The following is an 18,126-nucleotide window of genomic DNA, read 5'->3' as shown; positions in this document are numbered from 1 at the left end:
CGAAGTTCGAAGAAGAGTGACTACTTCTTCGCGGCCCCGCCGGGGCCTCCGCCCTTGACCTTGCCCTTCTTGTCGCCAGAGTGGCCGTGGAAGGTGCGGGTCGGGGCGAACTCGCCCAGCTTGTGGCCGACCATGTACTCGGTCACGAACACCGGCACGAACTTGCGACCGTTGTGCACGGCGAAGGTGAGGCCCACGGCGTCCGGGGTGATGGTGCTGCGGCGCGACCAGGTCTTGATGACCTTTTTGCTCTGCGTGGCACCGGCAGCAGCGATTTTCTCGGCGAGGTGCCCGTCGACGAACGGACCCTTCTTAATCGAACGAGCCATCGTAAACTCCTAAGCCCAGTTAACCTTTTTGCCCGCGGCGCTTCACGATCATGCCGTCGGTGCGTTTGTTGTTGCGGGTCTTCAGCCCCTTGGAGAGCTGACCCCACGGCGAGCACGGGTGACGTCCACCCGAGGTGCGTCCCTCACCACCGCCCATCGGATGGTCGACGGGGTTCATGGTGACGCCGCGGTTGTGCGGGCGGCGGCCGAGCCAGCGCGAGCGACCGGCTTTTCCGAGCGAGATGTTCGCGTGCTCGATGTTCGACACCTGACCGACGGTGGCGTGGCAATCGAGGTGCACCATGCGGACTTCGCCCGACGGCAGACGAACCTGCGCGTAGTCGCCGTCCTTGGCCATGAGGGCCGCGCCGGAGCCGGCGGAGCGAACGATCTGCCCGCCCTTGCCCTTCTTCAGCTCGATGTTGTGGATGACGGTGCCGAGCGGGATGTAGCGCAGCATCATCGAGTTGCCGGGCTTGATGTCGGCGTGGCGGCTCGAGATGATCGGGTCACCGACCTTGAGCCCCTCGGGGGCGAGGATGTAGCGCTTGTCGCCGTCCGCGTAGTGGATGAGCGCGATGCGCGCCGTGCGGTTCGGATCGTACTCGATGGTCGCGACCTTGGCGGGGACGCCAATCTTGTTTCGCTTCCAGTCGATGATGCGGTACCGCTGCTTGTGTCCACCGCCACGGAAGCGGGACGTGATGCGGCCGTGCGCGTTGCGCCCGCCGGTCGACGTCTGGTGCTCGGTGAGGTGCTTCGGCGCCTCGGCGCCCTTGGTGAGCTCCTTGAAATCGGAGCCGGAGTAGAAACGCCGCGCGGGAGATGTCGGCTTATAGCTCTTGATGCCCATGGCTTACTCGCTCGAGTCGAAGAAATCGATGGTCTCGCCCTCTTTCAGGGTGACCATGGCCTTCTTCCAATTTTGCATCCTGGCGTGGCCGCGCCCCATGCGCCGCTCTTTGCCGCGCACGACGAGCGTGTTCACGCTGACGACGTTCACGTTGAAAAGCTTTTCCACCGCGTTGCGGATCTGGATTTTGTTGGCGTTGCGCGAGACCTCGAAGATGACTTGGTTCTGCGCACGCAGGAGGTTGGACTTCTCCGTCAGCACGATCGGCCGACGAATCACTTGCTCCGGATTCATTCTGCGTCTCCGTCCGATTTCGATCCCGTCAAGACGAGGCGTTGCTCGAGGGCCTTCACCGCGTCCTTCGACAGAACGAGGGTGTCGTGGCGAAGGAGGTCGTAGACGTTGACCCCTTCCGGCGGCAGGAATTGATGGTCTTTGCAGTTGCGGATCGAGAGAACGAGGTTCTCGTTGCTCCGGTGGTCGACCACCAGGGTCTTCTTCTCCGCCTTGAGGGTGCCGAGCGCGGAGAGCAGGCCCTTGGTCTTGATCTCCGGCAGGTCGATCCGGTCGACGACGACGAATCGTCCTTCCTTCACGAACTTGGAGAGCGCGCTGCGCAGCGCGGACGCGCGGACCTTCTGCGGCGGGCGGTAGCTCCAGTCGCGCGGACGCGGCGGGTGCGCTTGACCGCCGCCCACGTAAATCGGGGCGCGGATCGAACCGTGGCGGGCGCGCCCGGTTCCCTTTTGCTTGTACAGCTTCTTGGTGCTGCCGCTCACCGCGGAGCGTTCTTTCGCGGAGGCCGTGCCCTGACGGCGAGAAGCGAGCTGCGCTTTGACCACCTCCCAAAAGAGGTGCTCCTTTATTTCTGCGCCGAACACTTCGTCCGCGAGGTCGAGCGAGCCGACCTTTTCGCGCTTCATGTTGTAGACGTCGACGGTTGCCATGTGAAAACTCCTAAGCTCTACGACTTGATTTCGACGTCCACACCGGCCGACAGATCGAGCTTCATCAGAGCGTCGAGCGTCTGCTGCGTCGGCTCGAGGATGTCGAGCAGGCGCTTGTGCGTGCGAATTTCGAATTGTTCACGCGACTTCTTGTCGACGTGGGGTCCGCGCAGGACGGTGTAGCGCGAGATGTGCGTGGGGAGCGGGATGGGCCCCGCGACACGGGCGCCCGTCCTCTTCGCCGTCTCCACGATGTCACTCGCCGACTTATCGAGAAGCTGGTGATCGAACGCCTTCAGGCGAATACGAATTTTGGTGGCACTGGCCATGTTCTACCTTCTTTTGACACCGCTCTCTTTCGGGCGCGGTACGAAATTCTATGGAGTCGGAGCGAGGGGCGCTCGGTACTTGGGGAGAGACAGACTAGGAGCTAGGGGGGAGAGCCGGACTGCACGTCTTGAGGTTCGCAGGCGACGTCCGACTCGTTCGCGCCCGTCTTCAGGCATTTGTAGACGTCGGATTTTCCGCACCCTGTTGCGTGGTACTGCTTTTCCCCGACACTGGTGAGCTTCACCAGGTTGTCGGGGCATCCAAAGTCGCTCGCCGCCCTTTGATGCGCTGCCGTTTCGTAGACGCTGGCACCGCACGCGCTCAGGAGCGCGAGCGGCGCCACGGTGCCGAAAACGTAGGACGTCCGAACCACCTCGCCGTCGTTCCTTCTTACTCGATCACCTTGGTGACGATGCCCGCGCCGACGGTGCGGCCACCTTCGCGGATGGCGAAGCGCATCTGCTCCTCCAAACCGACCGGCGTGATGAGGCTGATGGTCATGGTGATGTTGTCACCCGGCATGACCATCTTGGTGCCTTCCGGAAGCTCACACGTCCCGGTGACGTCCGTGGTGCGCATGTAGAACTGCGGACGGTAGTTGGTGAAGAACGGCGTGTGGCGGCCGCCCTCTTCCTTCTTCAGGACGTACACCTCGCCCACGAACTTCTTGTGCGGCGTCACCGAGCCCGGCTTGCAGAGGATCTGCCCGCGCTCCACGTCGTTCTTCTCGATGCCGCGTAAGAGAACGCCGATGTTGTCGCCAGCCTGGCCCTGGTCGAGCAGCTTGCGGAACATCTCCACGCCCGTCACGACCGTCTTGCGCGAGTCGCGGAAGCCGATGATCTCGACCTCTTCGCCCGTCTTCACGATCCCGCGCTCCACGCGGCCGGTGACCACGGTGCCGCGGCCCTTGATCGAGAACACGTCCTCGATCGCCATCAGGAACGGCTTGTCCGTGTCGCGCACGGGCTCCGGGATGTAGCTGTCCAGCGCGTCGATCAGCTTGCCGATCGACTCCTCCCACTGCGGCTCGCCGTTGAGCGCGGGGAACGACGCCACCTGGACGACCGGGGCGTTGTCGCCGTCGAACTTGTTCTTCGAGAGGAGCTCGCGGACTTCCATCTCCACGAGGTCGAGCATCTCTTTGTCATCGACCGCGTCGCACTTGTTGAGCGCCACGACGATGTGGTTCAAGCCGACCTGGCGGGCCAGAAGGACGTGCTCGCGGGTCTGCGGCATGACCGAGTCCAGCGCGCTGACCACCAGGATCGCGCCGTCCATCTGCGCGGCGCCCGTGATCATGTTCTTGATGTAGTCGGCGTGGCCGGGGCAGTCGACGTGGGCGTAGTGGCGCGTGGCGCTCTCGTACTCGACGTGCGAGGCGGCGATGGTCACCGTCTTCGTGGCGTCGCGAACCGTGCCGCCCTTGGCGATATCGGCATAGCTGATCACCTTCGCCAGACCCTTCTTCGACTGAACCTTCACCAGCGCGGCGGTCAAGGTCGTCTTGCCGTGGTCGATGTGGCCGATCGTACCGACGTTCACGTGGGGCTTGCTTCGGTTGAATTTCTCTTTCGCCATGACTTTCTCCGAGGGGGCTCGATCAGGAATGAAACATCCAGGTGCTTCGGCGCCGCTAGTTTCCTAGTTTCAGCGGCCCTTTACTTTGGCGACGATCTCTTCCTGGATCGCCACCGGAACCGGTGCGTAATGCGAGAAGTGAAGCGACGACGTCGCACGGCCCTGCGTCATCGAACGCAGATCGGTCACGTAGCCGAACATGGTCGCCAGGGGAACTTCGGAGTCGATGACCTGCGCGTTGCCGCGCTGGCCCATGGCGAGGATCTTCCCGCGGCGCGAGTTGATGTCGCCGATGACGTCGCCCATGTACTGCTCGGGGACGACGACTTCGTTCTTCATGATGGGCTCGAGCAGGTGCAGGTTCGCGCGCTTCGCCCCATCTTGGAAGCAGAGAGAGGCCGCGATCTCGAACGCCTGCGCGCTGGAGTCGACCTCGTGGTACGTGCCGTCGTACAGGCGGGCCTTCATGTCGACCAGCGGGTAGCCGGCGAGCACGCCGCGCTCCATGGCCTCGCGAACGCCCTTCTCCACCGCCGGGATGAACTCCTTCGGGATGACGCCGCCCACGATGCCGTTCTCGAAGACGAAGCCCGTGCCGCGCTCGCCCGGCTCGATCTCCATGAGCACGTGGCCGTACTGACCGCGGCCGCCGGACTGCTTGGCGTACTTGTACTCGCACGCCACCTTCTTGCCGATGGCCTCGCGGTACGCGACCTCGGGCTTGCCGACGTTCGACTCGACCTTGAACTCGCGGCGGAGGCGGTCGACGATGATGTCGAGGTGCAGCTCGCCCATGCCGCTGATGATCGTCTGGCCGCTCTCCTCGTCCGTGTGCATGCGGAAGGAGGGGTCTTCGGCCGCGAGCTTCTGCAGGCCCACGCCGAGCTTCTCCACGTCGCTCTTGGTCTTCGGCTCGATGGCGATCGAGATGACCGGCTCGGGGAAGACCATGCGCTCGAGCAGAATGGGCTGCTTCTCGTCGCAGAGCGTGTCTCCGGTGCGCGTGTCCTTCAGACCCACGGCCGCGTAAATGTTGCCGGCGTCGGCCTCCGTGAGCTCCTCACGCTTGTTGGCGTGCATGCGCAGGATGCGGCCGATCCTCTCGCGCTTGCCGCGCGTGCTGTTGAGGACCATGGTGCCGGAGTTGATGGTGCCCGAGTACACGCGGAAGAACGTGAGGTTCCCGTGCGGGTCGTTGATGATCTTGAACGCGTAGCCCGCGAACGGCTCCTTGTCGTCGGCCTTTCGCTCGAGCTCCTCTTCGTCCTTGTCCGGGTTCACGCCCTTGACGGGCGGGATGTCCAGCGGCGACGGGAGGTAGTTGACGACCGCGTCGAGCAGGAGCTGCACGCCCTTGTTCTTGAAGGCCGAGCCGCAGAGGACCGGGAAGAACTTGAACGAGGTGCACCCCACGCGCAGCGCCGCGACGATCTCCGCCTCCGTGATGGAGTCGGACTGGCCGTCGAGGAACTTGGCCATGATGGCCTCGCTCACGTCGGCACACGCCTCGATCATCTTCTCGCGCGCGGCCTTGCACTTCTCGACCAGGTTCTCCGGGATCTCGACCCAGGTGTACTTCTGGCCCTTCGACTCCTCGTCGAAGATGGCGGCCTTCATGGTGATGAGGTCGACCACGCCCTTGTGCTGATCTTCCTCGCCGACCGGCCACTGGATGGCGACCGGCGTGACCCCTAGGCGCTCGCGGATCGAGTTGACGTTCATCTCGAAGTCGGCGCCGATCTTGTCCATCTTGTTGACGAACACGATGCGGGGGACGCGGAACTTGTCGGCCTGACGCCACACCGTCTCGGTCTGCGGCTCGACGCCGTTGCCGCCGTCGAGGACCGCCACCGCGCCGTCGAGGACGCGAAGGCTGCGCTCGACCTCGATGGTGAAGTCCACGTGGCCGGGGGTGTCGATGATGTTGATGCGGTGGCGAACGCCCGCGTGCGGCCCTTCGGCCGGCTGCCAGAAGCAGTTCGTGGCGGCGGACGTGATGGTGATGCCGCGCTCCTGCTCCTGGACCATGTAGTCCATGGTCGCGGCGCCCTCGTGGACCTCACCGATCTTGTAGTTGACGCCGGTGTAATAAAGGACGCGTTCCGTGGTCGTCGTCTTGCCCGCGTCGATGTGGGCCATGATGCCGATATTGCGAGTTCGTTCGAGTGAATATTCGCGGGCCACGGAACTTCTCCTAGTCGAGGGCGAAACGGAAATCGCACGGTTTACGATGCGGTGACAGATCGTGCTTTAGATGCACGAAACCCCCTCTGGCCACCCCTTCCGCGTTTTGGAAGGGACCGGCAACGCCTCCTTTCGGTGGAGTTGACCGGTGAGTCCAGAGAGGGTGCCGGGGTGCGCCTGAATTGTTTGGGTCCGCCGTAGCGGGGCCCATTCGAGCAACCCGGTCCTTATGTCAGATTCGTCATCTCCGAATGCGTGCTCCTACAGGAAGGCGAAAAACGGGAACTTACTAGCGCGGCACGGCCCACATTTCCAGCGGACCGTGTCAACGGCGCTGATTTTATGCCAGCGCCATGCATCTTCCGAGAAAGTTCGACCCGTAAAACTCGACGAGCCTGGCCGCGATCGACCAGCGTTCGCCGCTGGATCAGCAGGCGATCACCAGCGGTAATGCGCGAAGGCCTTGTTGGCTTCCGCCATTTTGTGCGTGTCGTCCTTCTTCTTCACGGCGTTGCCACGGCCGTTCGCCGCATCGACGAACTCAGCCGCGAGACGCTCGCGCATGGTCTTCTCGCCGCGGTCGCGCGCGTAGTTCACGAGCCAGCGCATCGCCAAAGCAACGCGGCGCTCGGGGCGGACTTCGACCGGGACCTGGTAGGTGGCGCCACCGACGCGGCGGCTCTTCACTTCCAGCTTCGGCTTGACGTTGTCGAGGGCCTTGCGGAAGACCTCGATCGGATCCTCCTTGAAACGCTCGGTCACGATGCCGAAAGCGCCGTAGAGGATTCCCTCGGCCGTCGCCTTCTTGCCGCCGTACATCAGCGTGTTGGTGAACTTGGAGACGAGCTTGTCCTTGTACTTCGGGTCCGGAATGATCCGGCGCTTGGGGACTTCACGACGACGGGGCATGGTATTCCTCGATCAACCTTTCGGACGCTTGACGCCGTACTTCGAGCGCTTGCGATTGCGATTCACTTTGTTGGTCGACGACGGGCCGATGGCGCCCGAGGCGTCGAGCGTGCCGCGGACGACGTGGTAGCGCACGCCGGGCAGGTCCTTGACGCGGCCGCCACGAATGAGAACGACCGAGTGCTCCTGCAGATTGTGCCCCTCACCCGGAATGTAGGAGGTGACCTCCATCCCATTGGTCAGGCGAACACGGCAGACCTTGCGGAGCGCGGAGTTCGGTTTCTTCGGCGTCGTGGTGTAGACGCGAACGCAAACGCCACGCTTCTGCGGGCAGGCCTTCAGCGCGGGAGACGCCGTCTTGAACCGGGCAGCTTCGCGGCCCTGGTTGATGAGCTGATTGATGGTCGGCACGTTATTAGATCCTCGGAAATCTCGTACGCGACGGGCAGATCATGGCCCGTAGGGGAGCGCGCACTTTACCCGCAGACCCGCCTCTGTCAAGCGTGCAAACACGATCGTGGCGCGGTTCTTTCCATGACCCCCGGTCGAGGACCCGCCCGAGGGGATTCTCGGCCTGGGCCAACCCCATGAGCCGGCGGCGACCCCTGTACTATAAGGAGGCCCCAACGTGGCCCTCTTCCCTCCCCTCGACGCCTCCCCCGAAGAGGTCCGCGACGCGCTCCGCCCCCTCCGCAACGACTTTTCGGTCGCCCTGCACACCGCGGGCAATGCCTTCGCGGTCGGCGCCGTGATCCGGGTGGCGCATAGCTTTCTCGTGCGCGAGATCATCTTGATCGGCAACGCGCCCTACTACGAGAAGGCCTCCATGGGTATGGAGAAGTACGAGACCATCGTCTCGGTGCCCGACGACGACGCCTTCTTCGCACATGTCGCGGGGCGCCCGGTGTGGGCCATCGAAAAAGACCACGCGCGCCGCAGTCTCTACGACGTGGCCGGCTTCCCGCGCGGGGTGGTGTTGGCATTCGGGAGCGAGCGCGGAGGTCTGTCCGCGGAGTTCATCGCGCGCGCGGCCGACGTGATCGGTATTCCGATGTACGGGGTCAATCACTCTTTCCCGCTCGCCGTGGCGACCGGCATGGTGATGAACGAGTGGGCGCGGCAGCACTACAGCGCGCGTTGACCCTCCGTGGCGCTCGCTGGTTCTTGCCGCGACGCATCGACCTTCATGTCGGTGCGCACACCGCGTGACTCGTTATGAATTCTCCTCGATATGCCTGTCCGCGGCTTGCCGTCGCGCTGTCGAAGGGCAATATGCAGCTCGCGTCTTGGTGTTGGGCGGCCAGCGGGGAAATGATCATGGCCGCCCTCCCCGGCGGGTACGACCCGACCCAATGCGAGGAGGCCAACCATGCCTTGGGCAGGAGCGACTGCTGCTCCAACGGCAACGCGTGCAATTACCCCGGCTGGCCCGATTTTCATTACTACGGCTATCACGCCGACTGGACCGCGGACGGTAACATTCTTTATTGGGATACCCTCTTGAATCAGATCAACCATGGCTATCCGGTCGCCTTCTCCTGGAAGTGGAACGGCGGCGGAGGTCACATGATGGTGGCGGCCGGATGGGAGGTCGTGAACGGGGTCGGCTACGTCCTCGAATACGATCCATGGCCGGTCGGCCAGGGGACCTGGGCCTGGATCACGTATGGTGATTACGACGGCGGCGGCGACCGCGGATACACCCATTACCGCGACTACTACAACATTTGGTCGATGCAATGACCGAGGCGGTGAAGACGATGAAATCGAAAAGCTCGCTCTTGGCCGCGCTCACCCGGTGAGCGCGGGAGGGCGCGTGCACGTGGTGGTCATGCGCGAGAAGGGCGGAGACTGGGCCCCCGCGAGCTTCGGCAACAGCGCCTTGATCGAGCTGGTGCAAACCCACCGCGAAGCCCTCGCCTCGGCCCGAGGCGTTCGGAGCGTCCTGCTGATCGACATTCCGGCGCTCCACACGGCGTTCCTCGGGCGCGACGAGAGCGGCGCGCTCTTTCTGACACCACTTCAAGACGTGGAAGACGCCAAGCTCCGCGCAGGGACCCCGGCGAGAGCCGCCGACGCCTTTCCGGCGCTCGCACCGGTGGCCATCCGGATGGAAGGCCTGCTGCCTCGCTGAGGCCCTCGCAGGGCATACGATCCCACATGGGCACGGCAACACCGCCGTGCCCATTTTCGTTTTGTTGTATCTGCATGTACGTGCACGTCCATCTCGCTTGCTGAATTCATGATCACAAGCGGTCGCTATTTTCTTCGCTACATCGTAATTCTACATGCGTGCGCAACCATCGCGACGCGTCAACGCGGCGGCGAGAAATTAAACGCGCTTCGGGTCATAAATTCACGCGCGCCCGCGCACCGAAGTGATAGGCGTTAAACACTCCGGATGAGAGGGTTCGCAGCGAGGCGATGCAAGGCGCCGGTGCGCTGCGAGATCGCTTGCGGAGCGGGTGTTCGTGCCGGGTAGCGCATGAGCGATTGGACGCCATCCGATCGCTAATGGCTATTCCTACATTGAAAACTCCAACCGCGAGGAAGAAATGCGAAAATTGATTTTCGTCCTGGCAGCCGTTCCGGCGCTGTCGTTCGCCCAGCACGCGGCGGCCGACGGCAACCTGACCGTGCCGCTCATCGCCCAACAGCAGAGTCAATGGTGTTGGGCGGCCAGCGGCCAGATGATCATGAACTACGTCGCCAAGGCCAACGGCAAGGGGCAGACGCCGAGCCAATGCCAGCAGGCCAACCAACGTTTGAACCGAACCGACTGCTGCAATTATCCGAGCTCCAAGAACTGCAACCGGCCGGGCTGGCCGGTCTTCAATGCGTGGGGCTACGACTACAACGTCACCAACGATCAAGCGATCTCCAAGGCGGAGATCAAGAATCAAGTCGACGTCCGCAAGACGCCCTGGGGCTTCTCGTGGGGCTGGGACGGCGGCGGCGGTCATATGATGGTGGCCTCCGGTTATTCCGTCGATGCCAACGGAAACTTCTACGTCACCGTGAAGAACCCGTGGCCGCCCCGCGAGGGCGACGAGTACACGATCTCCTACGGCGAATACGTGGGCGGCCCGCAGTACAACCACGTTCACTGGCGCGATTATTACAACGTTCGAGGAGCACAATGATGAAAGCAACGACTTCGTTGATGGCAGCGCTGATCCTCGCAATCGCTGGCTGCGCGTCGTCGTCGCCCGATCCACTGGCGGAGACGACCACCCCGCAGGAATCCCGAGCGGTGGCCGCCGCGCGCGACCAAGCCGCGCACGCCTCCCTCGAGACCCTGCGGCAGGTGATGGACAATCAAAAGACGGTGGGCCCCGTGGCGGAGCCGGCTTCGGCCGGGCTCGTTGGCGCGCGAGTGGGCGACGGCGTCCCCATGCGCATGGTGCGGCTCGATGCGCTGCGCGCGTACCGGCCGGGCGACGATCCGCGCGGGCTCCTCGTGGATCGCGGCGCGTTCATGTATCCGGTGACGGTGGGCGGCGACCCGCGCACGTCGGTCGTCATGGCGCTGCGGGATGGCCAATGGGTTCCATCGCGCTTCGGCGGGGTCCATTCGATCAAGGCACTTCACGCCACGCAGCGCGAGCTCGCCGCCGCGCGGCCGCTGAAGAACCTCGTCCTCGTCGACGTCCCGGCGCTTCACGCCAAGTTCCTGGGGCGCGACGAAGAGGGCGAGCTCGTTCTGACGCCGCTGCAGGACATCGATGATACGAAGCTTTTGGCCGGGCGCTCCGAGAAGGCCGCCGACGTCTTCGAGGCGCTGGTGCCGCTCGCGCGGGAGGTCGACATCCATCCTCCGCAGTGAGCGGCGGCGTGGACTTCGTCGCTCGTACCCGTGCAGGCACACGTGAAGTCCACGCACACCGAATGAAGGCCCACGCACCGCGCACACATATCGATACAAAACCTCCATACACGGCGCGTCAAACGTGAGCTCCCGACGGCCCTACCGACCCTGCGGACGCCGAATGGCTGCGGGGATTCGGTCGGGCGCTCACGACGCGTGCATGCATGTGCAACTTCGGACCGCGGATAACGGGACATAGCAGGCGAACATCCGTCCCGAAAAAATTTTCCAGCCGTCGTTTGTGGATGATCCGATCGGCAGACATGGTATTGACGGTGAGGTCGTTTCGGATGAGTGGGTTTGCAGCGGCGCGGGGCTCGCGTCGAGAAACGCTGCGAATGCCCTTGCGGGACGCACGTACGAAAGCCCGAAAGAACCGGAGCGGGGTTTGGCTCAGGCAACCTTCCGGGTGCTCCTCGCCGTCCCCTCGTATCGTGTATCGCGTCGTTCGAATCGTGCCGCAACAAGATGGGTATCCGTTCATCGTTTGCGTCGTATGCATCCGGTTGCATGCATTTGCATCCGCTGCATCTCTCTCGTCGTTTCTGCACATGTGAATCCGTTTTCGATGTTCCGAAGGTAGCAGAGGACACGCCAAGGGCATGTCCTTGGCGATACAACTTTACGTTCAACGGAGAGCCGATATGAAACGTTTGCCTATTTCCTTCGTGGGTTTGGCTGTCGTCGGCGCGCTCGGTTGCAGTGGAGAGGTTGCCCCGAGCGACGACGAAAATGTTGGCATCAGCGAGGAGCAAGCCCTGGAGGCGGGCTATGCGCGCACACCGTTCGGCCTCATTCACCCGAGCTGCATCCACGAGGTGAGCGATGAAGCGTCCATCGCGGAGCCTCTCGCGCCATGCGCGTACCCGCGCGTCCAACGATCCGACGTGGATCGTTCGTTCGGGAACAAACCGCCGCCGCCCGCCACCAATGGCTGGGTGGAGGCTTCGTGGGGCGGATTGACCACGCCGGCGAACTACATGCGCGCGCAATTCAAGGTCCCGGCGGCCCCGCGCACCCAGTCGAGCCAATTGCTCTACTTCTTCCCCAGCCTGGAGCCGAGCAATGGCTCGGCGATCGTCCAGCCGGTGCTGCAGTGGGGCACGAGCCCCGCGGGCGGCGGCCGATCCTGGGGCATCGCCTCGTGGTACGTGGACAACGCGGGCAACGCGCAGCACAGCACGCTCCGCGCGGTCTCCTCGGGCGACGTCATCGACGGCATCATGGAGGGCACGGCCTGCACCTCCGCCGGCGTGTGCACGTGGAAGATCACGGCCACCGACGTGAACACCGGGGCCTCGACGGTGCTCAACACCCGCGCGGGCAGCCGCGCGTACACCCAAGCGCAAGGCGGCGTCATGGAGGCCTACGGCCTGAGTAGCTGCGGGCAGTACCCGGGCGACAGCGGCATCGTCTTCTCGTCCATCGTGGTCCGCAAAGACACCACCACCCTCAACCCGGCGTACCGCCAGCGCGTGTTCTCGGTCTCCCCGGCGTGCGGCTTCGGCGTCGACATCGGCTCGGCCCAGCACACGCTCCGCTACGCGAACTGATCCTCGCGATCGAACCTCGGCCCGGGTCCGATCCGCGAGGACGGGCCCGGGCATTCACGACAACAACGCAAAACCTGGAGGCTTTACCATGCGTTACTTTCTGCCGTTGATTGGAGTTCTTGCCCTCGGAGCACCCGCGTGCGCGGGCGAAACCAGCGAGGTGCCTGCACCCCATGGAGACGACAGCGCAACGACCGCCGAGGCCATCGCGCTCGAGAGCGCCATGACCAAGGACGCCCCGGTGAAGAATGGATACTTCGCGGTCGGCAACGAAGAGCGGGTGCAACCCATCGCCTATTCGGTGGTGGGCGATCTCGCCGTCTTCGAGGGCGACATCATCCTGGGGCACGTCTCGGAGGTCGAGGCGGTCTCCGAGGGCGCAGCGGCCAAACGCGGAAGCGGGGACGTCGCGCCGCTCGGCGTGGGGCTCCCGGCCGGCCGCCGCCGGTGGGCGAAGAAGACGGTGGCATACACCATCGATTCGGGGCTCCCCAATCAGGCGCGGGTCACCAGCGCCATCCAGCACTGGAGGGACAAGACGGACATCGAGTTCGTCCAGCGCACGTCGGCCAACGCGAGCAGCTATCCCGATTATGTCACCTTCGTCAAAGGGAGCGGCTGCAGCTCGGCCGTCGGGCGATCCGGCGGGAAGCAGGTCATCAACCTGGCCGATGGCTGCAGCACGGGCGCCGCCATCCACGAGATCGGCCACGCCGTGGGCCTCTGGCACGAGCAGTCCCGCGAGGACCGCGACACGTACGTGACCATCAAGTGGGAAAACATCGAAGCGGGCATGGAGCACAATTTCGACCGGCACGTCTCCGACGGAGACGATCTGGGCGCCTACGACTTCAACTCGATCATGCACTACGGCAAGACGGCCTTCTCCAAGAACGGCCAGCCCACGATCGTGACGAAGAACGGTCAAGCCATCGGGCAGCGCACGGGCTTGAGCACCGGAGATCTCAACGCGGTAAAAATCCTTTATCCGTAAACAATGTAGTTTACATATTCCAATCGACGTATCGTGAAAGGCTCCCAACCATGAAAAAGATCGCCGCACTCGTAGCAGTATCGGGGTTGTTTCTGATGGCCTGCAGCGGGGGAGAGAGCGCTGCATCGAACCCGGGAGAGGATCTGCAAAGCCCCGATCAAGGCGCGGTGGAGTCGCAGGACCACCCGGACTTCCTCCGGAAGATGGCCGATCCGGCGCACTACGTGGTCAACCGGAACCCGGGCGCGGGCAAATCGGTGCTCAGCACCTGCGGCGCCACCGACGACGCGCAATACGTCAACTCGTACACGGGCAACCTGGGCGTCTCCAAGGATTACGTCAATACGTACAAGCCGGCGGTGGGCGCGATGGAGAGCACGGCCACGGCCGGAGCGAACGCCAAGTACTGCTCGGGGACCTTGATTGGCAGCAACCTGTTCCTCACGGCCGGCCACTGCGTGGATAGCAGCACGGTGGGCGACTTCGTCTCCTTCAACTACGAGCGCAAGGCCAACTCCACGGAGCTCTTGCCCGAGGAGCACGTCCGCATCTCGGCCATCGTCGAAGACTCCCTCGGCGGCCTCGATTACGCCATCGTGCGGCTCGAGGGGACGCCGGGCACCAAGTACGGCACCCGCGCCACCAACGCCACCGATCCCGCGACCAACTCCACCCTGGCGATCATTCAGCACCCGGCGCGCAGGGCCAAGCAAATCGAGGCGGGCACCCTCGCGAGCTCGAGCGGCAACTACCACTACTACGGAAACATCGACACGCAGGGCGGAAGCTCCGGCTCCGGCATCCTGAACGCCAACGGCCAGCTGGTCGGCGTTCACACCAACGGCGGCTGCACGGCCAGCGGTGGAAACAACAGCGGCACCCGCATGTCGAAGATCGCGGCGGCTTCCGCCGTCATCAACTGAGTCTCTCCGATTCGTGATCATGGCCCCGGGTGGTGCGCCGGATTCGTCCGACGCCTCCCGGGGCCGTTCGCATTTCCATGTTGCGACTGGCCTCCGATGAGGGCCCAGAGCGTCACGGCCTGAAGAGGCGCTCGGGACCCGGAGGTCCGGGTTCAACGGATGATTGGTGCGCACGAATTTTACGCAGCCCGAGCCACCGGCGCGGTAGCTTTTGCTCGAAATGCACCGCCGTCGCTCGCCAATGTCGCTCCCCGGGCTCCTCGCGCTCCTCGCGCTCCCTTTTGTCACCTTGGCCGCAGCATGCGGCGGTGAAGCCCCCCCGGCGGAGTCGCCGCATCCCCGCCAGCCGCTCACCGGCGCCCTGCGCGACGCGCTCGGCGCCAAGGCCGGCGAGGCCAAGGACGCGGGGGCCCCCGACCGACCTTATTCGGGCCACGGTGCGGGGAGCGTGCCCAAGGAGGTGATCGCCAAGTTCGCGCCGCCGCCGCTTCCGGAGGATGTGTCGCGCACCTTTCAGTCGATGCTCGACGTGCGCGCTCCATCGAGCGGGCGTCTCAGCCCCGATGGGAAGATCATGTACCTGACGTGGAACGTGACCGGGAGCAACCAGCTCTGGAGGCTCGATGGGCCGCAGCGCTTCCCCACGCAGATGACCGGGGGTGAGGATCCCACCATCCTCCGGGAGATCGCCCCCGACGGCAGCTTCCTCGTGCTGTCGCGCGATCGCAAAGGCGAGGAGAACCCCGGGCTCTATTTGCAAGATGCGAAGGGCGGAAAGCTCACCACCGTCTCCCATAAACCCGGCGTTCAATCCGAGCTCCAGTTCGTGAGCGACGACGGACGTTTCATTTATTTCCGCGCCAACGACGTCAAGCCCAATTCGTATGTGCTCTACCGATACGACCGCACCAAGAACGAGCGCGAGGTCGTTTTCGACCAAGAAGGGATTTGGGCGATTGCCGACTACCGACCTCTCGGCCCCAAGTCGCCCGATTCGAAGCTCCTCCTCCAAAAGGAAGTGGGGGGCGACATGTCCGAGTTCTACGAGTGGGATACGGCGAAGAAGGCGCTGACTCCCCTCTTCGGCCAAGGAGAGAGAGAAGACTACGACGCCGCGTACGGCGCCAAAGACGGTGAAATCATCGTCCGGACGCCGCACCTGGGCGAGTTCCAGCGCTTGTATCGGTGGGACTCCGCCCAGAGGAAGCTCACCCCGATCGTCCCCGAAATACCCCACGACGTGTTTGCCTTTGGCATCGATCGTTCCAAAACGCACATCGCGTATTCCATCAACGACAACGGGTATACGCGGATCAAGATCCTCGATGCGCGCACCTACAAGGACGTGACCCCGCCCGCCATCGCCAAGCTCGCCGGCGATCACGTCCGCTTCGGCGCATCGACCCGCGATGGACGGTTTCTCGCGCTGGGCGTCGATACCGGCAAAGCCCCGCAGACCAGCTACGTCTACGATTGGAAGACGGGCTCCCTCACCAGCTGGCACGTGCCGAGCACGCCCGAGATCGACACATCGAAGTTTGCAATGGCCAAACTGGAGACCTACCCGGCGCGGGATGGAACCCCCATTCCCATGTTCGTGCGTAGGCCCGACCCCTCGAAGTGCGCCGCGCACCCTTGCCCCGTGCTCGTCCACTTCCACGGCGGCCCGGAATCGCAAGAGCTGCCCGGGTTTTCGCCCGTCAAGCAGGCGTTCGTCGACGCGGGGTTCATCCTGGTCGATCCCAACGTCCGCGGGAGCAAGGGATACGGGAAGAAGTGGCTCCACGCGGCCGATGGGCCCAAGCGGCTCGACGTCATCACCGATATCGAAGACGTATCGAAGTACATACGTGCCAATTGGACCGAGGGCGGAAAAGCTCCCAAGATTGGCGTTTGGGGCGGAAGCTACGGTGGGTATTCCACCTTGATCGCCATGACCATGTTCGCGGGCGCCTACGACGCGGGCGCCTCGGTGGTCGGCATTGGCAATCTGCTCACCTTCCTCGAAAATACGGCCCCGTACCGGCGCATCTTGCGGATCAACTGGTATGGCGATCCCGAACGCGATCGCGAAGCGCTCCTCAAGCTGTCGCCCATTACCTACGTGGACCGGGTTTCGTCCCCGCTACTGGTCCTGCAAGGTGCGACGGATCCGCGCGTGCCGGTCGGTGAAGCGCTGCAGATCCACGACGTGCTGCAGCGAAAAAAGGTGCCCTCGCAGCTCATCGTATTTGCCGACGAAGGGCATGGTGCCCAGAAACGCGACAACCGCGTCCTTCAGTTCGGACACATTTTACGGTTCTTTACGGAGCATCTGTTGGGCAGTAAATAAACGGGCATAGTGGCGCAAGCGGTCGCCCGGCAGGGTCTCCTCGGGCGACAGCTCGGCGACCAGCTCTGCGCGGATTCGTTGAATGGCGTGGGCCACCGGCTCGTCCAAGCAGTCCTCCAGCGCTTGCAACAAGCCGGCGCGCATTTCGCGTGCCGAAGGCCAGCGGTTGCGTGGATCGTAGGCCAGGGATTTGTCGATGAATCGAATCATCGCTTCGGGGACCTTGGCCACCGTCTCGGCGCCCGTATCGGCCAAGGACCGCGCCGGGCGCGTGGCCGCGTGCAGCGCCGCTTCGGGCCCGCCGCCGGACGACGCGCGGTGGACGAACTGGCCCGAGAGCAATGTAAAGAGGGTCGCGCCCGCGGCCCAGCAATCGCTATGCGGCCCGATGGCGGTCAGCTCGCCGAGGGCCTGCTCCGGGGGCATGAACGCCGGGGTACCGAACAGGTGCCTCACCGTGCTGACCTGCGGATCCAGCTCGGCGGGTGCGCGCAGTTCACCCGCGCGCGCGAGACGACTCGTCCGGAGGTCACCCGCGCGCGGCGGCCGACTCGTGTCGTAGCGTGCGATGCCGAAATCGAGCACGCAAACGTTGGCTTTGGCGGTGACGAAGAGGTTCTCCGGCTTGATATCCCGATGGACAATGCCGTTGCCATGGGCGCTCGCGAGCACGTCCAGCACGTCCAGCATCAAGACCGAGGCCTCGTCGATCGGTAGGCGCTTGTTGGCGCGATCCCAGCGGGTTCGGAGCGTTTGGCCCTCGAGCAGCGGCATGATCAGAAACGCGCACCCCTCCTCGTCGACGTCGTCGTCGAGCACGGGCACGGCGCCGGGATGGCCTACTTGATTGGCAACGCACGCCTCGCGGCTGAAGAAATGGCAGATGTCCGGATCGTTCGAGAAACGCTCGAGCAGAAACTTGATGGCAACCCGATGACCATTGCGGTGGGTCGCCGCGTAGACCGCAGCCATGCCACCTACGCCGAGCAAGCGGACTATCCGATATTTTTGTTGAACCACCGTGCCTAGCCGCGCCAAAGCACGTTCCGAAACCGATGCTCGCAAAATCGATGTCTGGAACATATGCCCCCAGAGTGAGCGATGTTGCACACCGGGTCCTTCGACGTCAAGCCGGTTAGCGCCAATCGCTAATACGCATTCATCCTCATTTGTGCTACACCCAAGAACTTCGCGATGGGTCAACCGACCAACCGTCTCGCTGCGCCTCGTTTTCTCGTTATGTCGCCACAGGTGTCGCCCGGGGGACAAGCCTCCGGTCAAGTGCCAGGTGGACAAGTCTCGGGTGGACAAGTTCCGGGCGGG

General features: G+C 63.9%; 20 protein-coding genes. 9 read left to right on the top strand and 11 right to left on the bottom strand.

The annotated features are described in order from the left end of the window. Positions 1 to 20: 20 nt before the first annotated feature. The 10 genes from rpsS to rpsL all read right to left on the bottom strand — a co-directional run bounded on the left by rpsS (position 21) and on the right by rpsL (position 7,544). Complete coding sequence (gene rpsS / locus LZC94_06425) at positions 21 to 329, bottom strand: 30S ribosomal protein S19 (protein ID WXB16903.1); 309 nt, start codon at positions 327 to 329, stop codon at positions 21 to 23. A 19-nt stretch (positions 330 to 348) separates the two neighbouring features. Beyond that, a complete protein-coding gene (gene rplB, locus LZC94_06420) occupies positions 349 to 1,182 on the bottom strand; it encodes a 50S ribosomal protein L2 (protein WXB16902.1) in 834 nt (277 codons plus the stop codon). A 3-nt stretch (positions 1,183 to 1,185) separates the two neighbouring features. Then, entirely contained in the window at positions 1,186 to 1,476 is a 291-nt protein-coding gene (locus LZC94_06415) for a 50S ribosomal protein L23 (GenBank protein ID WXB16901.1), read from the bottom strand. Then, positions 1,473 to 2,129 (bottom strand): 50S ribosomal protein L4, encoded by a 657-nt coding sequence (gene rplD / locus LZC94_06410; protein ID WXB16900.1) that lies wholly within the window; start codon positions 2,127 to 2,129, stop codon positions 1,473 to 1,475. The genes LZC94_06415 and rplD overlap by 4 nt, the downstream gene beginning before the upstream one ends. Positions 2,130 to 2,146: 17 nt before the next feature. Further along, entirely contained in the window at positions 2,147 to 2,458 is a 312-nt protein-coding gene (gene rpsJ, locus LZC94_06405) for a 30S ribosomal protein S10 (protein ID WXB16899.1), read from the bottom strand. 101 nt (positions 2,459 to 2,559) lie between these two features. Continuing rightward, positions 2,560 to 2,832: a hypothetical protein gene (locus LZC94_06400; GenBank protein WXB16898.1), complete on the bottom strand. Its 273-nt coding sequence runs from the start codon at positions 2,830 to 2,832 to the stop codon at positions 2,560 to 2,562. A 17-nt stretch (positions 2,833 to 2,849) separates the two neighbouring features. Beyond that, on the bottom strand, positions 2,850 to 4,040 hold the full coding sequence (gene tuf, locus LZC94_06395; protein WXB16897.1) for an elongation factor Tu: 1,191 nt from the start codon (positions 4,038 to 4,040) through the stop codon (positions 2,850 to 2,852). A gap of 69 nt (positions 4,041 to 4,109) precedes the next feature. After that, positions 4,110 to 6,179, bottom strand: coding sequence for an elongation factor G (gene fusA, locus LZC94_06390; GenBank protein ID WXB16896.1), 2,070 nt, complete (start codon positions 6,177 to 6,179; stop codon positions 4,110 to 4,112). Between the two features lie 483 nt (positions 6,180 to 6,662). Next, positions 6,663 to 7,133 (bottom strand): 30S ribosomal protein S7, encoded by a 471-nt coding sequence (gene rpsG, locus LZC94_06385; protein WXB16895.1) that lies wholly within the window; start codon positions 7,131 to 7,133, stop codon positions 6,663 to 6,665. Positions 7,134 to 7,145: 12 nt separating this feature from the next. Further along, positions 7,146 to 7,544: a 30S ribosomal protein S12 gene (gene rpsL / locus LZC94_06380; protein ID WXB16894.1), complete on the bottom strand. Its 399-nt coding sequence runs from the start codon at positions 7,542 to 7,544 to the stop codon at positions 7,146 to 7,148. Between the two features lie 217 nt (positions 7,545 to 7,761). Here rpsL and LZC94_06375 point away from each other — a divergent pair, with 217 nt between their 5' ends. The 9 genes from LZC94_06375 to LZC94_06335 all read left to right on the top strand — a co-directional run bounded on the left by LZC94_06375 (position 7,762) and on the right by LZC94_06335 (position 16,803). After that, entirely contained in the window at positions 7,762 to 8,274 is a 513-nt protein-coding gene (locus LZC94_06375; GenBank protein WXB16893.1) for a TrmH family RNA methyltransferase, read from the top strand. 74 nt (positions 8,275 to 8,348) lie between these two features. Next, positions 8,349 to 8,876, top strand: a complete 528-nt coding sequence (locus tag LZC94_06370) for a hypothetical protein (protein ID WXB16892.1) — start codon at positions 8,349 to 8,351, stop codon at positions 8,874 to 8,876. 55 nt (positions 8,877 to 8,931) lie between these two features. After that, entirely contained in the window at positions 8,932 to 9,267 is a 336-nt protein-coding gene (locus LZC94_06365) for a hypothetical protein (GenBank protein ID WXB16891.1), read from the top strand. Positions 9,268 to 9,688: 421 nt separating this feature from the next. Next, complete coding sequence (locus tag LZC94_06360; protein ID WXB16890.1) at positions 9,689 to 10,276, top strand: hypothetical protein; 588 nt, start codon at positions 9,689 to 9,691, stop codon at positions 10,274 to 10,276. Further along, the gene (locus LZC94_06355; protein ID WXB16889.1) at positions 10,273 to 10,959 is read left to right on the top strand and encodes a hypothetical protein; all 687 of its coding nucleotides are present in this window, start codon (positions 10,273 to 10,275) and stop codon (positions 10,957 to 10,959) included. Before LZC94_06360 ends, LZC94_06355 begins: the two co-directional genes overlap by 4 nt. A 686-nt stretch (positions 10,960 to 11,645) precedes the next feature. Continuing rightward, complete coding sequence (locus LZC94_06350; protein WXB16888.1) at positions 11,646 to 12,554, top strand: hypothetical protein; 909 nt, start codon at positions 11,646 to 11,648, stop codon at positions 12,552 to 12,554. Between the two features lie 88 nt (positions 12,555 to 12,642). Further along, a complete protein-coding gene (locus LZC94_06345; GenBank protein ID WXB16887.1) occupies positions 12,643 to 13,548 on the top strand; it encodes a M12 family metallopeptidase in 906 nt (301 codons plus the stop codon). A 50-nt stretch (positions 13,549 to 13,598) separates the two neighbouring features. After that, the gene (locus LZC94_06340) at positions 13,599 to 14,471 is read left to right on the top strand and encodes a trypsin-like peptidase domain-containing protein (protein ID WXB16886.1); all 873 of its coding nucleotides are present in this window, start codon (positions 13,599 to 13,601) and stop codon (positions 14,469 to 14,471) included. Positions 14,472 to 14,712: 241 nt separating this feature from the next. Then, positions 14,713 to 16,803, top strand: a complete 2,091-nt coding sequence (locus LZC94_06335; protein ID WXB16885.1) for a prolyl oligopeptidase family serine peptidase — start codon at positions 14,713 to 14,715, stop codon at positions 16,801 to 16,803. Here LZC94_06335 and LZC94_06330 read toward each other — a convergent pair. After that, positions 16,765 to 18,006: a serine/threonine protein kinase gene (locus LZC94_06330; protein ID WXB16884.1), complete on the bottom strand. Its 1,242-nt coding sequence runs from the start codon at positions 18,004 to 18,006 to the stop codon at positions 16,765 to 16,767. The genes LZC94_06335 and LZC94_06330 overlap by 39 nt on opposite strands. Positions 18,007 to 18,126 lie beyond the last annotated feature (120 nt).

It is taken from the genome of Sorangiineae bacterium MSr11954 (genome assembly GCA_037157815.1).
Lineage (GTDB): Bacteria > Myxococcota_A > Polyangia > Polyangiales > Polyangiaceae > Pendulispora > Pendulispora albinea.
Note: the sequence above shows the minus strand (reverse complement) of the source record. Positions and strands in the feature narration are given on the sequence as shown.

Bases quoted from the DNA above. Each gene is read 5' to 3' on its own strand.
- rpsS (WXB16903.1), bottom strand. From the start codon at position 329: ATGGCTCGTTCGATTAAGAAGGGTCCGTTCGTCGACGGGCACCTCGCC.
- rplB (WXB16902.1), bottom strand. From the start codon at position 1,182: ATGGGCATCAAGAGCTATAAGCCGACATCTCCCGCGCGGCGTTTCTAC.
- LZC94_06415 (WXB16901.1), bottom strand. From the start codon at position 1,476: ATGAATCCGGAGCAAGTGATTCGTCGGCCGATCGTGCTGACGGAGAAG.
- rplD (WXB16900.1), bottom strand. From the start codon at position 2,129: ATGGCAACCGTCGACGTCTACAACATGAAGCGCGAAAAGGTCGGCTCG.
- rpsJ (WXB16899.1), bottom strand. From the start codon at position 2,458: ATGGCCAGTGCCACCAAAATTCGTATTCGCCTGAAGGCGTTCGATCAC.
- tuf (WXB16897.1), bottom strand. From the start codon at position 4,040: ATGGCGAAAGAGAAATTCAACCGAAGCAAGCCCCACGTGAACGTCGGT.
- fusA (WXB16896.1), bottom strand. From the start codon at position 6,179: ATGGCCCACATCGACGCGGGCAAGACGACGACCACGGAACGCGTCCTT.
- rpsG (WXB16895.1), bottom strand. From the start codon at position 7,133: ATGCCCCGTCGTCGTGAAGTCCCCAAGCGCCGGATCATTCCGGACCCG.
- LZC94_06370 (WXB16892.1), top strand. From the start codon at position 8,349: ATGAATTCTCCTCGATATGCCTGTCCGCGGCTTGCCGTCGCGCTGTCG.
- LZC94_06360 (WXB16890.1), top strand. From the start codon at position 9,689: ATGCGAAAATTGATTTTCGTCCTGGCAGCCGTTCCGGCGCTGTCGTTC.
- LZC94_06355 (WXB16889.1), top strand. From the start codon at position 10,273: ATGATGAAAGCAACGACTTCGTTGATGGCAGCGCTGATCCTCGCAATC.
- LZC94_06350 (WXB16888.1), top strand. From the start codon at position 11,646: ATGAAACGTTTGCCTATTTCCTTCGTGGGTTTGGCTGTCGTCGGCGCG.
- LZC94_06345 (WXB16887.1), top strand. From the start codon at position 12,643: ATGCGTTACTTTCTGCCGTTGATTGGAGTTCTTGCCCTCGGAGCACCC.
- LZC94_06340 (WXB16886.1), top strand. From the start codon at position 13,599: ATGAAAAAGATCGCCGCACTCGTAGCAGTATCGGGGTTGTTTCTGATG.
- LZC94_06335 (WXB16885.1), top strand. From the start codon at position 14,713: ATGTCGCTCCCCGGGCTCCTCGCGCTCCTCGCGCTCCCTTTTGTCACC.